This window comes from Nocardia albiluteola, from assembly GCF_018860155.1.
Classification (GTDB): Bacteria; Actinomycetota; Actinomycetes; order Mycobacteriales; family Mycobacteriaceae; genus Nocardia; species Nocardia albiluteola.
Genome location: NZ_JAHKNI010000001.1, coordinates 1183516 through 1197016, shown reverse-complemented (window position 1 = coordinate 1197016; position 13501 = coordinate 1183516). Strand labels below are relative to the sequence as shown.

The following is a 13501-nucleotide window of genomic DNA, read 5'->3' as shown; positions in this document are numbered from 1 at the left end:
CTCACGCGTACCTGACCACGTTGCGTTGAGTGCCGAGGTCGATGGTGCCGTCGTCGGTGGCCACGGTCGCCTCCACCACGTCGCCGTCGTGCAGATACAACCGATTGTGGGCCTGGCTGGCTAGGAATCCCTCCAGCGTAGGCGGGCCGGCAGGCACACCTTCGGGCTTGCGGACCGCGGTGCCCACCGGCGTGCCGGTGAGCACCAGGTCGCCGGCCTCGAGGCACTGGAAACGGGAAATCGCCTGCAGGGCTTCGAGGGGGAGGAAAATCATGTCGCCCTTGACCACACTGTTCTGGCGTTCCTCGTCGTTGACCGACAGCTTCACCCTCAGCTCACCGAAGCGCTCGAGTTCACTCGCGTCGAGCAGCACCAGCGCCGGCCCGACCGGAGTGAACGTCGGGTAGGACTTCGCTTCGTAGTACTGCCCTTTGGCCTGTTGCACATCGCGCGCCGACACATCGTTGGTCACCACCAGTCCGCACACGAACTCGGCCAGGTTCGCTTCGGTGACCTCGGTGCCCACCGGGAGCTCGCGGCCGATGACCAGCCCGATCTCCACCTCGTAGTCCAGCAGCTGGACGTGCGGGGGTTTGACGATGTCACCGAACGGTCCGGTGATCGAACCGCCTGCCTTGCGAAAAAAGGTCAGCTGCGTCTTGGCGGGGTCGCGGCCGACGTCTCGGACATGGGAGGCGTAGTTGACGGCCTGGGCCACCACCCGGCACGGCACGGTCACCGGTGACAGCGGCTTGAGGCGGCTGACCGGCACGGTGTAGGAGCTGCGCGCGGCGTCGTCGATAGCCACGCGGTCGGCCAGTAGCTCGCGGGTGGTGGCGGCGTCGGTGGCGATGCGGGCGGCCCCGGACGCGGTGTGCACCCACCACGCGTCGGCGGTGCGCAGGATCGAGACAGTCATAACGGGTCCACCTTTCTCTCGGTCCGGTGGTGCCGGTCAGGAATTGGCCATGGCGAATAGTCCGCGCAGCGCGGCCAGGTCGAATTCGTTGTCCTTCTGACGCAGCGCGTCCAGCATCATGGCAACTTCGCGCGCAGTTTCGCGGCCCGGGTTGATGCCGAGGAAGTCTTTGCTGATCTTGGGTCCCCATTGATACAGCCCGGAGGCGGTGAGCGGCCCCCAGCCGGGTTCGAGCGTGCAGTCGAACATGTCGCCGTCGGTGAAGTGCTCGACCAGGAAACCCTCCGGGTCGCGCCAATAGTCGAAGATCTGACTGCCCTGAACGTGGCGGCCGATCCCCCATGAGCGGCGATACCCATGCTCAGCCAGGTATTGTCCGCCGGCAGCCAATGCGTCGAGGTCACATACCTGATAGGCGGAATGCACGTAGCGGTTGGCAGGGCCCAGCGCCAACGCCAGGGTGTGGTGATCGGCCGGGGTTGTCCCGCGGTCGCAGCGGTTGAAGCTCATGATCGGTCCGCGCTCGCGCTGGCCGGGGAAGAAATGAAAGTCGCTCACGATCAACCCCAAGTGGTCGAGAAACCAGTTCAGCGATTCGCGGTACTTGGTGGTCTGCCACACGACGTGCCCGAGTCGTTGTATCCGGGTGGGGACCCGCGGCGGGCGCTGGGCGACGTTGACCCGGACCAGTTCGTGGCCGAAGTTGAACACGTGGGGCTCCTGGGCGGGCAGCGCCGGAAGCTGATGCATGCCAGCGGCCACCCGCACTGGCAACCCGCTCGGGTCGACCAGATCGACCGCCACACCGCCGAGGGTTTCGGGCATCGCAACCATCCCGACCCCCGTCGCCTCAGCCAAGCGCCGTACGTCGGATTTGTCGGCCGCGGCGAACGTCGGACCGACAAACCGCGCGCTCGGGCCACGGCGGATCACCAGACACGCAGGGCCCGCGTCGCTGCCCCGCAACTGCAGCTCATCATCGGTGCGCAACGCGGTGGTGAAGCCGAACGCGTGGGCGAAGGCCTCGGCGGCGGACAAGTCGGGCTTCTCGAACTCCAACCAAGCCACGTCCTGCACCTTGATGATCGGGTTGCGCGAGCGTCCGGGATGCTCACCCTTGTGTGCACCCTCATCGCTGTGCAGGTCTTTGTGAGCACCGGCGACATGTTCGCCCATTGGTGATGCTCCTCGTCGACTCGAACACGGTTGCTACGCGGAGTTGACTCAAAACAAGGTTGCTCTGCGGAAACTACCCCTCAGCAATTCGATCGGTGGCCGAATGGTGGTCCGAGCAGTAATCCACGCTACGCCGCCACCCCGCACACCGATGCGCTGTTCGCCCGATCCCCCTCACGCAGCCGCGCGGCGGTCGGCTCCCTTCCTTCGCCGGTGTACCCGCCCATTCAGATCAGGACCAACGCCGCAATCAGGCCGAGGAACATCACCGCGCACCCGATGGGACCCCGACGGGCTGTTCGTCTCCTGGCTGGGCCGGCCGGACTAACCACCACCGGCCCGGCAACGACTTTGCCGCACTCAGCAGGAAAGATCGGCGAAACATGCCGAAACCGGACCTCGGCCGAAATCCGCCGCGGCCCGCCGTCTGGAAGAGTGTCGGCGGTGGTGGCGGAACGACGACAGCGGGCCGGGATGAACCGGATGTGGGCATACGCGCTCTGCGCGAACTCGATCGTGGCTGTGGTGGTGTCCGGGGCGAACATCCGGCTGCGGATGTTGTCGTCCGGCCATCGCTTCACGGTGGCGACGGTGCCCCGGGTCCCGGTCGTGATCGTGCCGGGCGCGAAGGTCGGCCCGGACGGGCAGCCGATGACGTACCTGCGCGGGCGGCTGGATATCGCGATCGAACTGCTGGCAGCCGGGAAGGCCGACGAGATCCTGATCTCCGGCGATGCGGCGGGCACCTCCGGCGACGAAATCGCCTGCATGCGAACATACCTGCTGGATCACGGCGTCGACCCCACCCTGATACGAGAGGATGGCCTCGGCCTGTCGACCCGTGCGACGTGCGAACGAGCGCGCGACCTGTTCGGCATCGACCGCGCGATCATCGTCACCCAGCCCCGGCACGCCGCGCGCGCGATCGCCCTGTGCCGCGGGGCGGGTATCGACGCCGACGGCGTCGACGCCTATTGCGACTGCAAGCGAACAACCCTGGTGCGCAACAACATTCGCGAATGGCTGGCCGCACCGAAAGCGGTTGCCGCCCTGCTGGCCGCACCCCGTCGACCAGCCGGGGAAGCACACCGCCCGTCGCGATAACGTGTGATCTTCAGAGCTGATCGGCGTTGAATCTTCAGCGCTATCTGGCAGTCGGGCGGTCGCGGTAGTGAGCGAGCGTTCGACGCCGGCATTGTGAGCTACGGCGGGTGGGCCGCGGGCGTCCGGGCTGCCGAGGCATTGCGGCTCGTACTCGCCGAACGGGATGGCTCGCCGGTCAGGACGCGGGGACGGGCTGCAGCCGGTAGGCGTCCCCGTGGGCAACGACCCGGCCGGCGGTGGGCGGGGCGAAGTGGGTGCCCAGCAGGAGGGTGTCCGTGCCGGCGAGGGAGGCGAGCAGCGCGCGACGGGTGGCCTCGGACCGCTGGGGGTCGATGTCGACGCAGGCGCCGATGGCGGGGTGGGCGAGCTGGATCGGGTGGTGGACGCAGTCGCCGGTGATCAGTGCCGTTTCGCCCCGGCTGGTCAGTTCGACGGCGACATGGCCGGGGGTGTGACCGGGAGTCGGGAGCAGGCGCAGTCCGGGGACGATCTGCACGCCCTCGGACGGGACGTCGACCCGGTCGAGCAGGCCGGCCTGCTCGACCGGGATCACCGAGTCGCGGAACATCTGGCGGCGCGATTCCTCCATGTCGTACCCGGCCCAGAACTCCCGTTCGGCGCGGGCGGTGAGGTAGCGGGCGGCGGGGAAGGTGGGTACCCACTCGCCGTCCACCTTCCTGGTGTTCCAGCCGACGTGGTCGGCGTGCAGGTGGGTGAGGACCACCAGGTCGACGGATTCCGGCGGGAAGCCGGCCGCGGTGAGTCGCTCCAGGTAGTCGGTGCGCAGGTCGTGCCAGGCCGGGTTGGCCCGCTCCTTGCCGTTGCCGATGCCGGTGTCGACGAGCACGCGCAGCCCGTCCACGACGAACGCGAAGCTGTGGCTGTCGAGATGGAGGATGCCGTCGTGGCCGGCGAAGTCGGGGCGCAGCCAGTCCTGGCCGGCCACCACCTCGGGGGTCGCGTCGGGCAGCAACCACGGCCCGGTCGCGGGCGGCAGCAGGACCTCGTCGATGCGGTGGACGGTGACGTCGCCCACGGTCCAGGAGGGGATGGCGACGGCGGGAGTCTGCATGATCTGTCGTTCCTTTGCTCTTCAGTGGAGGTGTTCGGTTGCGGGGTGAGTCACGGCCGCGCGGCGCGGTGACACGGCGAGCGCCGCGAGGGCGGCCACGGCGAGGAGGGCGGCAATGAGGGTATAGGCGTGGGAGGTAGCCCCGAGCCCGTAGTGCCGGGTGGCGACACCCGCGGCGATGGCGGGCAGGCTCATGGAGAGGTAGCTGAGCACGTAGTAGGCGGCCAGCGTCGCGGCGCGGTCCCGCTCGTCGAGCGAGGCGAGGAGCAGGCGCAGCGTCCCCTGCGACACGGCGCCGAAGGCCGCGCCGGCCAGGGCCGCGCCGCTGTAGACCGCGGGCAGTCCGGCGCCGTGCAGTCCGCTCAGGGTCAGGGCCGCGGCCGGCAGGACGGCCAGGCACCCGCCGATCGCGGTGGCCAGGGGCTCCGCGCGGCGCAGCGCCCACACGGTGAGTGCGGCGGTGGCGCTGAGGGTGAAGAAGACCATGCCCCGGGCCGCCTGCGGGGCGTCAGGGGCCACCAGCCGTACGAGGGCCGGACCGAGCGAAGAATAGAAACCTCCCAGTGCCCAGATGGCGACGACCGCGGTACCGGTGGTCAGCAGGGTGCGGCGCACCGCGGGCGGGACGCCGAGGTGCGGGCGCAGCGATCGCAGCGCGCCCGGGCGGCGGTGGGCCGTCTCCGCGGTGAAGGCGACCGCGATCGCCTGGGCCGCGAACAGCGCCGCCAGCAGTGCGTAGACGGTGACGGTGGGCGCCGGGGCGAAGTGGATGACGAGGGTGGCGGCGAGGACGCCCGTGGCCATGCCGGCGACCGGGGCGATGGTGTTCGTCAGGGCCGACCGCCCCGGGCGCCGGGGATTTTCCAGGTCGAGCAGGGCCGCGCCCGCGGCGCTCGTGGCCGCGCCGGTGGCCAGTCCCTGCAGCAGGCGGGCCGCCGTCAGGGAGCCCGCGCCGTCCGCCGAGGCCAGGAGCACCATGGCGGCGGCCTCCGCGACCAGTGCGCCCGCCAGGACGGGACGCCGCCCCAGATGGTCCGAGAGCGCTCCGGTGGTGAGCAGGGCCGACAGCAGCGCCAGTGCGTACGCGCTGAAGACCACCGTGACGGCGAGCGCGGACAGGCCCCATCGGTCCTGGTAGAGGGGGTACAGCGGGGTCGGGGCACTGGATGCGGCCAGGAGAGCAGCCAGGATCGACGTGTCGAGGGCGAAGGACGCCGCGCGGTTCTTCCCGCGCTCACGATCGGCCCGGAGGACGCAGTGCGCGGATGTCCCGGACATGACGCCGGACATAGAACCCCTTTCCATAAAAGCTATGCATTTGCTTTAAGTGACGATAGAACTTACGATCGCACTAAAGCAAATCATTAGCCTTTGGTAGGGGTGCTTCGTCGCTCCAACCCCGATCAGAAGAGGGATCCGTGTCCTCCACCGAACTCACGCCGCCCGAGGCCGCCCGCTGGGCGGCCAGGGCCGGGCTTCCGCTGCCCGACGACCGCCACGCCGTGGTCGCGGCCACCGCCAACCACATCCACTCCGTCGTCGCGGTCCTGCGCGAGCTGGACTTCGGGGACACCCCGCCCAGCAGCGCCTACCGCGCGGGAGAGGAGAAGCCCGATGCAGCCGCATGAGCTGACCCTCGCTGCCGCCGCGACCGAGATCCGGGAACGACGGCTGTCCCCCGTCGAGCTGGTCGACTCCGTCCTCGAACGCATCGACCGGGTGGAGCCGCACGTCGAGGCCTACGTCACGGTCACCGCGGAGCAGGCCCGCGGCACGGCACGCGAGGCCGAGCACGAGATCGCCAGAGGGGGGCGCCGAGGGCCGCTGCACGGCATCCCGGCCGGTCTCAAGGACCTGATCGACGTCGCTGGAATACCCACCACGGCCAGCTCCAGGGTCCGGGCCGACCACCGTGCGACCGCTGACAGCACGGTCACCGCCCGGCTGCGGGCCGCCGGCGCCGTCCTGGTCGGCAAGACCCACACCCACGAGTTCGCCTACGGCCTGACCACCCCGCAGACCGGCAACGCCTGGGACGGCGGCCGGGTCGCCGGGGGCTCCAGCGGCGGGTCCGCCGTCGCGGTGGCCACCGGGGCGGCGACCTTCGCCCTCGGCACCGACACCGGCGGCTCGATCCGGGTGCCCGCCGCACTGAACGGCGTGGTCGGCCTCAAGCCGACCTACGGGCTGGTGCCCCGCCACGGCGTCACCTCGCTGTCCTGGTCGCTCGATCATGTCGGCCCGATCACCCGCACCGTCGAGGACGCGGCCCTGGTCCTGGCCACCCTCGCCGGGCACGACCCGCGCGACCCCGCCTCGCTGGACACCCCCGCCGTCGACTACCGGCCGGAACGGGACCCGGACCTGACGGGCGTGCGCGTCGGCGTGCCGAGCAACTACTACTTCGACCACGTCGACCCGGAGGTGGCGGCCGCCGTCCACCGCGCCATTGCGCAGCTGGAAGCGCTGGGCACCCGGCTCACCGAGATCGACATCCCGATGCCCCGCTACATCCAGGCCACCCAGTGGGGCCTGATGGTGCCGGAGGCCACCGCCTTCCACGCGCGCACTCTGCGCACCGTGCCCGAGCTGTACCAGACCGACGTCCGGATCCTCCTCGAGGCCGGCGAACTGATGGGCGCGGGCGATTACCTGCGTGCCCAGCGCGCCCGCACACTGATGCGCGGCGCATGGGCTCGCGTCCTGGACGAGGTCGACGTGATCGTCGCCCCGACGGTCCCGATGACCGCGGTCCGGGCCGGCCAGGAGACCGTCACCTGGCCCGACGGCACGGTCGAGAGCGTCTCCGACGCCTACGTGCGCCTTTCCTCCCCGGCCAACATCACCGGGGTGCCCGCCCTGTCCGTCCCGGTCGGCCACGACACGGCCGGCATGCCCATCGGCATGCAACTGCTCGGTCAGCCGTTCAGCGAACGGACGCTGCTGCAGGTCGGCCACGCCTACGAGCGGACGCAGCCCGCCCGAGCGCTCGCGCCGGTCGCCTAATTTGCCTTAGTGAAGCTAGGGTGAGCGCCTCCTAAACGCAATAACTGTGCTTTAAAGTGGTGGCATGAGTCGCAAGCAGATGGTGCGCCCCGGTGGGCGCAGCGCCCGGATCCAGGCCGCGGTGCACTCCGCCGTGCGTGAACTCCTATCGGAAGCGGGGCGCGACGCACTGACCGTCCCGCTGGTCGCCCAGCGCGCCGACGTCACCCCGTCGACGATCTACCGTCGCTGGGGCGATCTGGCCGAGCTGCTGTCGGACGTCGCGGTGGAACGGCTGCGCCCCGACAGCGGGCCGGAGGACCACGGCGACCTGCGGTCCGACCTCACGGCCTGGGCCGAACAGTTCCTCGACGAGATGACCTCCGCCTCAGGCCGCGCCTACATCCGCGACGCCCTGCTCGGCGACCCGGACGGCGGCAACGCCGGCCAGTGCTCGGCCTACGCGGCCGAACAGATCAACGCCATCCTCGCCCGTGCGGCCGACCGCGGGGAGAACACTCCCGACGTCGAAGCAGCCATGGACCACGTCGTCGCCCCCATGATGTACCGCATCCTCTTCCGCCCGGCCGGGCTCGACGCCGCGTACGCCCGCCGGCTTGTGACCGACCTCCTCGGCGCCCGCGGGGGAGGTCGGTCACAAGCCGGGTGACGGCGGCCGCATGCGACCCGCGCGCATCGGACCGAGCACAGCAGTCGTCGACGCCGCCCGCGAATCCCTCGTCATCGGAATCCTTTGACCACCAAACGAATCCGTGACCACAACCGGTGCCAACTTGCCGAGATTTCCGGCCACTGATCTGTGAAGGTCACACGATAACGAGACAGCCAACCGAGGGGCGCGGTGTTGTCCCCCATCCGACGTGTCAGCTCCACATCAGGTCCGTGTCAGCCCGCCTGGCGACAGTACGTCCCATGAACAACACGGCAATCGCGGCCTCCGGGCTGCGCAAGGCGTACGGCGACAAGGCCGTACTCGACGGCATCGACCTGAATATCGGTGCCGGAACGATTTTTTCGTTGCTCGGACCCAACGGTGCGGGCAAGACGACGACGGTGAACGTGCTGACCACGCTGCTGAAGGCGGACGGCGGCACGGCCCACGTCGCCGGGCACGACATCGCCACCGACCCCGCGGCGGTGCGCGCGGCCATCGGCGTCACCGGGCAGTTCGCGGCGGTCGACGAGCTGCTGACGGGCCGGGAGAACCTGGAGATGATGGCGGACCTGCACCGCCTGCGGGGCGGCGAGCGCACGCGCGTGGTCGACGAGCTCCTCGAACGATTCGGCCTGGCCGAGGCGGCCGCGAAGCGGTCCTCGACCTACTCCGGCGGCATGCGCCGGAAGCTGGATCTGGCGATGACGCTGGTCACCCGGCCGCAGATCGTCTTCCTGGACGAGCCGACCACCGGGCTGGACCCGCGCAGCCGCCGCACCATGTGGGAGATCGTGCGGGAGTTGACCTCCGACGGCGTCACGATCTTCCTCACCACCCAGTACCTCGAGGAGGCCGATCAGCTGGCCGACCGGATCGCGGTGCTCGACCAGGGCCGCATCGTCGCCCAGGGCACCCCCGAGGAGCTCAAGCGCCAGGTGCCCGGCAGCCACATTCAACTGCGATTCACCACGGCCGGCGAGGTGGCCGCGGCGGCGCGAGTGCTGCCCGGCTCCACCCCCGACGAGGAGGCCCTGACCCTGCGGGTCCCCGGTAGCGGCGGCACGAAATCCCTTCGGCTGCTGCTGGATCGGCTCGACGAAGCCCACCTGGAGGCCGAAGAGGTCTCCGTCCACACTCCCGACCTCGACGACGTTTTCCTCTCCCTGACCGGCCACGCAACCACGGAGGCAGCAGCAGCATGAGCACCCTGACCGCACCCCTGACGGATTCGTCGATCATGGTGCGCCGCAACATCAAACACATCACCCGGACCCCCGTAACGATCTTCAACGCGGCCCTGATGCCGGTCGTGATGATGCTGATCTTCGTGTACGTCTTCGGCGACGCGTTCAATGTCGGCGAGCACTACATCAATTACGCGGTGCCGGGAATGATCCTGCTGGCCATCAGCTATGGGCTCTCGGGCACCGCGGTGTCGGTGAGTTCGGATATGGCCAAGGGCATCATCAACCGCCTCAAGGTGATGGACGTCTCGCGCGGTGCCGTGCTGACCGGTCACGTCGTGGCCACCATCATGACCAACGTGGTGGCGATCGCGGCCATCATCGCCGTGGCGTTCGCGCTCGGATTCCGTTCGCCTGCAACGCCGCTGGAGTGGCTCGGCGCGATCGGCGTGATGGCGGCGACCTCGTTCGCCGCGTCCTGGCTGACGGTCGCGCTGGGCATGGCGGCCAAGACGCCCGAGTCCGCGGGCATGAGCGTGGTGCCGCTGATCATGCTGCCGTTCCTGAGCAGCGCGATCGTGCCCGCCGGCAAGATGGGGCAGGGCATCCGGCAGTTCGCGCAGTATCAGCCCTTCACGCCGATCATCGAGTCCCTGCGCGGATTTCTCACCGGACATCCCTCCGGCGGAGACACCGCGGCCGCGCTGGCCTGGTGTGCCGGGTTCGCGATTGTCGGATACCTGTGGTCGCGGGCCACTTTCAACAAGCGAGTGTAGTTGCGGCCAGCTCGTGCCAGGCCGCCTCGCCACCCGCCCTCGTCGCCTCGGTGAAGACCTCTTCACCGAGGCGACTTCGTGCTTCCTGCTCGATGCGGGCCACGTCGGGCAGGGACAGATCGGGCAGGCCGCGCACCGCGGTACTCGCCGCGAGCAGCCGCGCGGCCTGCTCGTACTGCTCGGATCGCAGTGCCAGGTCCGCGATCCCGACGATCACCCGCGCGGCCCCGGGCGCATATCCCATCTCGGATGCCGCGCGGAAGGCGGCGGCACGGTGGGTGCACGCCTCGTCCAGATCGTCCGTGAGGTAGCCGAGCAGATCTTGTATCGCCGCTCTGTAATGTGCGTGCTCCGCGTCATGACCCAACGCTGTTGTCGCGACGTCGATCTGCCGGCGAGCAAGCTCGGTGTCACCGTTCCAGCGAGCCAGCTCGGCCTTCGCCAACGCCACCTCTGCCAGTGCGCTCGACCAGGAGGTCTGCTCCGCGGTTCGTTGCGCGTCCGCCGCGGCGGCCACACTGGCCTCCGGATCGCCCATCAACCAATACAATTGGGCCTGTCGGGACCGGAAACGGACCGCATCCTCGACTGCACCGACCGCGGAGACCGCGGAGACGGCCTGGTCGAAAAGCTCACAGGCGGAGGAGAATTCGCCGCGCATGGCGCGTCTGTCCGCCAGCTCGCTCAGCGCGAACGAGATCCCCCAGCGCTCACCGACGACACGGAACTCCGTCAACGCCGACTCGAAATACTCGTCGGCCTCGCGCCCGAGCTGGCCTCCCACCACGGTCCGCATCTTGCCGAGCTGCAGCCTGGCCAGCGCCCGCACCCACGGCTCTTCATCGGTGAGCAACGGTTCGAACGCGGTCAGCATCGCGTCGGGTCCCTGCAGTAGTCGCTCGAGCGCGCCGACGAACCGCACCCCGGGGTGCGGTGCCCGGCTGTCGCGGCCGAACCGGTAGGCCTTGTGAATCCAGTCCTGCACCAGGTATTCATCGTTGCGCCCGGTGGACACGAAATGCACGATCAGCCCGTACACGATGGCGCGGGTGTCGTTGTCCACCTCGCCGTCGAGCTCCGCAGCCGCGGTGATCAGCTCCAGCCCGGTGGACTTGTGCCCGCTCAGCCACCAGTACCACCCCGCGCCGGCGGCCATGCGCATCGCCCCGGCCGCCTCGCTGGCCGCGAGCGCGCCCCGCATCGCGACGAGGATGTTGTCGTGTTCGGCCGCGAGCGTCGCGAGCCACTCCACCTGCTCCCCGCGGCGCAGGTGCGGTTCCGCGGTAGCCGCGAGCCCGGTGAAGTACTCCAGATGCGCCCGCCGCGCCGACTCCGCCTCCCCCGCCTCGTCCAGCCGCTCCCGCGCGTACTGCCGAATCGTGTCGAGCATCCGATAGCGTGGCCCGCTGTCGTCCGCGATGAGCAGCAACGACTTCTCGGTCAGCGTGGTGAGCAACTCGAGCACCTCCCACTGCTCGATCGCCGTATGTGCGCCGCCCCCAACCGCTTCGAACTCGCGCCCCAAGACTCGCCCGCCCTCGAGCGCCTCCGGACCGCCCGGCGCACTCTGCCCAACACCCGCGCCGCGCCCCTCACGCCCGCTTCCGATGTGTACGCAAACCTGTTCCGCCGCTTCCAAACTCACTCCACCGGAGAACACGGCAATCCTGCGCAGCACCATCCGCTCGGCGTCGGTGAGCAGCTCCCAGCTCCAGTCGACCACGGCGCGCAGCGTCCGATGCTGCGGTATCGCCGTGCGGCTGCCGCCGGTCAGCAGGCGGAAGCGGTCGTCGAGGCGGGTGGCCAGCTGGTCGAGGGACATGGTGCGCAGCCGGGCCGCGGCCAGTTCGATCGCGAGCGGGATCCCGTCCAGGGCGCGGCAGACGCGCGCCATGGTCGCCAGGGTGGCGGCATCCGAGGGCAGCTCCTTGCGCACGGTTCCCGCGCGGTCGCGCAGCAGCTGAACGGCCGGCGCGGATTCGATCTCGTCCGGGCTCGCGCCCTCGGCGGGCAGCGCCAGCGGCTCGACCTGCCACAGCGCCTCGCCGGTGATGCCGAGCGGTTCCCGGCTCGTGGCGAGGATCCGCAGGCGCGTGCACTCCCCCAGCAGCCGGTGCGCGAACGCCGCGGCGGCATCGATCACGTGCTCGCAGTTGTCGAGGATCAGCAGCGTTTCGCGCTCGCGCAGCGCCGCGACGAGCCGTTCCATCGGCTCGGCCTGCTGCCCGGCGAGCAGCGCGTCCCGCAGTCCCAGCGCCGCCAGGGCCGATTGCGCCACGTCACCGGTCGCGCCGACCGAGGCCAGCTCCACCAGCCAGGCGCCATCGGGCAGGTCCTCGAGCATGCTGTGCGCGGTCTCCACGGCCAGCCGGGTCTTGCCCGAGCCGCCGGGCCCGGTCAGCGTGGTGAGCCGATGGTTCGCGATGAGCTCGCGCACCACCGCCACATCGGCGTAGGTGCCGATGAACGCGGTCAGCTCGGCCCGCAGATTCGTCCGGCGTTCCTGCTCTTCGCGCGCCCCCACCTCGCCGCGCAGCAGCGCGACGTGCAGCGCGGACAGCTCCGGCGAGGGATCCACGCCCAGCTCGTCGGCCAGCGCCTCGCGCGCATTCTGATAGACGGTCAGCGCCTCCGCCGCGCGCCCCGCCTCGCCCAGCGCCCGCATCAGCGCGGCAACCAGCCGCTCCCGCAACGGGTTTCGGGCAACCAGCTCAGTAAGCTCGGCGACCAGCCCCGGCCCGCGGCCGAGCGCGATCTCCGCCTCGTACAGATCCTCGGTGGCCGCGAGGCGCAACCCCTCGAGCCGGGTGATCACCGCCTCGGCGGCCTCACTGTCCTGGATCCCGACGTCCTGCATCAGCGCGCCGCGCCACAATTCGACGGCCTCGCGCAGCAATTCGGCCCGCTGCGCATCACCACCGCCGCGCGCCTGATCCAGCAGCTGTTCGAAGCGAACGGCATCGACGTTCCGGGGTTCGACCGCCAGCCGGTATCCCCCCGCCTGCACCTCGAGCGACCCGTCCGGCAGCACCCGGCGCAGCCGGGAAACCAACGCCTGCAGGGCATTCGCCGCATCAGCAGGCGGCTGCTCACCCCAGATCCAGTCGACCAGCGTCGTTTTCGCGACCGCCCGGCCGGGCTCCAGCGCGAGAGCAATAAGCAGCGCCCGCAATCGGGCGCCCGGCACCTCGATCACTCCACCGTCATCTGCCCGGATATCGAGCGGTCCAAGCAACGCGATCTTCACCCGGCCCATTCTGCCGTGCGAATCCTGGTTCGGGCGGACCGCCCGGTGTCACCGGACGGCATCGACGGCATCGACGGCATCGACGGCATCGACGGCATCGACGGCATCGACGGCATCGACGGCATCGACGGCATCGACGGCATCGACGGCATCGACGAGGCAACCACAGTGCGCCGGCCCGTCCGGAAGATTCACCCAGATCCCGGTAATACGTGGCGCCGTCGCGCACATCACGATGCCGCAGCCTTCGCTCACGTGCATCACGACGCTGCCCGCCATCCGGTCGCGGCCTCGCTCACCGATCCCCGAGTGGTCGGTGACCACGGCCTCGGCATCGCTGGGCACCCCCGGCTTCGAGGGAA

At 69.9% G+C, this 13501-nt stretch carries 12 protein-coding genes; 6 read left to right on the top strand and 6 right to left on the bottom strand.

Annotated elements, in window-relative coordinates:
• Position 1: 1 nt before the first annotated feature.
• Positions 2 to 919 carry a fumarylacetoacetate hydrolase family protein gene (locus tag KO481_RS05545; RefSeq protein ID WP_215915757.1) on the bottom strand — a complete coding sequence of 306 codons (918 nt, stop codon included), beginning with the start codon at positions 917 to 919 and terminating at the stop codon, positions 2 to 4.
• Between the two features lie 36 nt (positions 920 to 955).
• Complete coding sequence (locus KO481_RS05540) at positions 956 to 2095, bottom strand: VOC family protein (protein WP_215915756.1); 1140 nt, start codon at positions 2093 to 2095, stop codon at positions 956 to 958.
• Positions 2096 to 2542: 447 nt separating this feature from the next.
• Here KO481_RS05540 and KO481_RS05535 point away from each other — a divergent pair, with 447 nt between their 5' ends.
• A complete protein-coding gene (locus KO481_RS05535; RefSeq protein WP_308166332.1) occupies positions 2543 to 3199 on the top strand; it encodes a SanA/YdcF family protein in 657 nt (218 codons plus the stop codon).
• A 175-nt stretch (positions 3200 to 3374) separates the two neighbouring features.
• On the opposite strand, the gene KO481_RS05530 is transcribed toward KO481_RS05535, so the two are convergent.
• Positions 3375 to 4271, bottom strand: a complete 897-nt coding sequence (locus tag KO481_RS05530; protein WP_215915755.1) for an MBL fold metallo-hydrolase — start codon at positions 4269 to 4271, stop codon at positions 3375 to 3377.
• A 21-nt stretch (positions 4272 to 4292) separates the two neighbouring features.
• Positions 4293 to 5549, bottom strand: coding sequence for an MFS transporter (locus KO481_RS05525; RefSeq protein WP_215915754.1), 1257 nt, complete (start codon positions 5547 to 5549; stop codon positions 4293 to 4295).
• 140 nt (positions 5550 to 5689) lie between these two features.
• Between KO481_RS05525 and KO481_RS05520 the strand changes: the two genes are divergently transcribed.
• The 5 genes from KO481_RS05520 to KO481_RS05500 all read left to right on the top strand — a co-directional run bounded on the left by KO481_RS05520 (position 5690) and on the right by KO481_RS05500 (position 9892).
• Positions 5690 to 5899 (top strand): hypothetical protein, encoded by a 210-nt coding sequence (locus KO481_RS05520; RefSeq protein ID WP_215915753.1) that lies wholly within the window; start codon positions 5690 to 5692, stop codon positions 5897 to 5899.
• Entirely contained in the window at positions 5886 to 7277 is a 1392-nt protein-coding gene (locus tag KO481_RS05515) for an amidase (RefSeq protein ID WP_215915752.1), read from the top strand. Before KO481_RS05520 ends, KO481_RS05515 begins: the two co-directional genes overlap by 14 nt.
• Positions 7278 to 7341: 64 nt before the next feature.
• Positions 7342 to 7926, top strand: coding sequence for a TetR/AcrR family transcriptional regulator (locus KO481_RS05510; protein WP_215915751.1), 585 nt, complete (start codon positions 7342 to 7344; stop codon positions 7924 to 7926).
• 263 nt (positions 7927 to 8189) lie between these two features.
• Entirely contained in the window at positions 8190 to 9134 is a 945-nt protein-coding gene (locus KO481_RS05505) for an ATP-binding cassette domain-containing protein (RefSeq protein ID WP_215915750.1), read from the top strand.
• Complete coding sequence (locus KO481_RS05500) at positions 9131 to 9892, top strand: ABC transporter permease (RefSeq protein WP_215915749.1); 762 nt, start codon at positions 9131 to 9133, stop codon at positions 9890 to 9892. The genes KO481_RS05505 and KO481_RS05500 overlap by 4 nt, the downstream gene beginning before the upstream one ends.
• Here KO481_RS05500 and KO481_RS42760 read toward each other — a convergent pair.
• Entirely contained in the window at positions 9876 to 13139 is a 3264-nt protein-coding gene (locus tag KO481_RS42760) for an AfsR/SARP family transcriptional regulator (RefSeq protein ID WP_504740208.1), read from the bottom strand. The genes KO481_RS05500 and KO481_RS42760 overlap by 17 nt on opposite strands.
• A 48-nt stretch (positions 13140 to 13187) precedes the next feature.
• On the bottom strand, positions 13188 to 13463 hold the full coding sequence (locus KO481_RS05490) for a hypothetical protein (RefSeq protein ID WP_215915748.1): 276 nt from the start codon (positions 13461 to 13463) through the stop codon (positions 13188 to 13190).
• Between the last annotated feature and the right edge of the window lie 38 nt (positions 13464 to 13501).

Bases quoted from the DNA above. Each gene is read 5' to 3' on its own strand.
- KO481_RS05545 (WP_215915757.1), bottom strand. From the start codon at position 919: ATGACTGTCTCGATCCTGCGCACCGCCGACGCGTGGTGGGTGCACACC.
- KO481_RS05540 (WP_215915756.1), bottom strand. From the start codon at position 2,095: ATGGGCGAACATGTCGCCGGTGCTCACAAAGACCTGCACAGCGATGAG.
- KO481_RS05530 (WP_215915755.1), bottom strand. From the start codon at position 4,271: ATGCAGACTCCCGCCGTCGCCATCCCCTCCTGGACCGTGGGCGACGTC.
- KO481_RS05525 (WP_215915754.1), bottom strand. From the start codon at position 5,549: ATGTCCGGGACATCCGCGCACTGCGTCCTCCGGGCCGATCGTGAGCGC.
- KO481_RS05515 (WP_215915752.1), top strand. From the start codon at position 5,886: ATGCAGCCGCATGAGCTGACCCTCGCTGCCGCCGCGACCGAGATCCGG.
- KO481_RS05510 (WP_215915751.1), top strand. From the start codon at position 7,342: ATGAGTCGCAAGCAGATGGTGCGCCCCGGTGGGCGCAGCGCCCGGATC.
- KO481_RS05505 (WP_215915750.1), top strand. From the start codon at position 8,190: ATGAACAACACGGCAATCGCGGCCTCCGGGCTGCGCAAGGCGTACGGC.
- KO481_RS05500 (WP_215915749.1), top strand. From the start codon at position 9,131: ATGAGCACCCTGACCGCACCCCTGACGGATTCGTCGATCATGGTGCGC.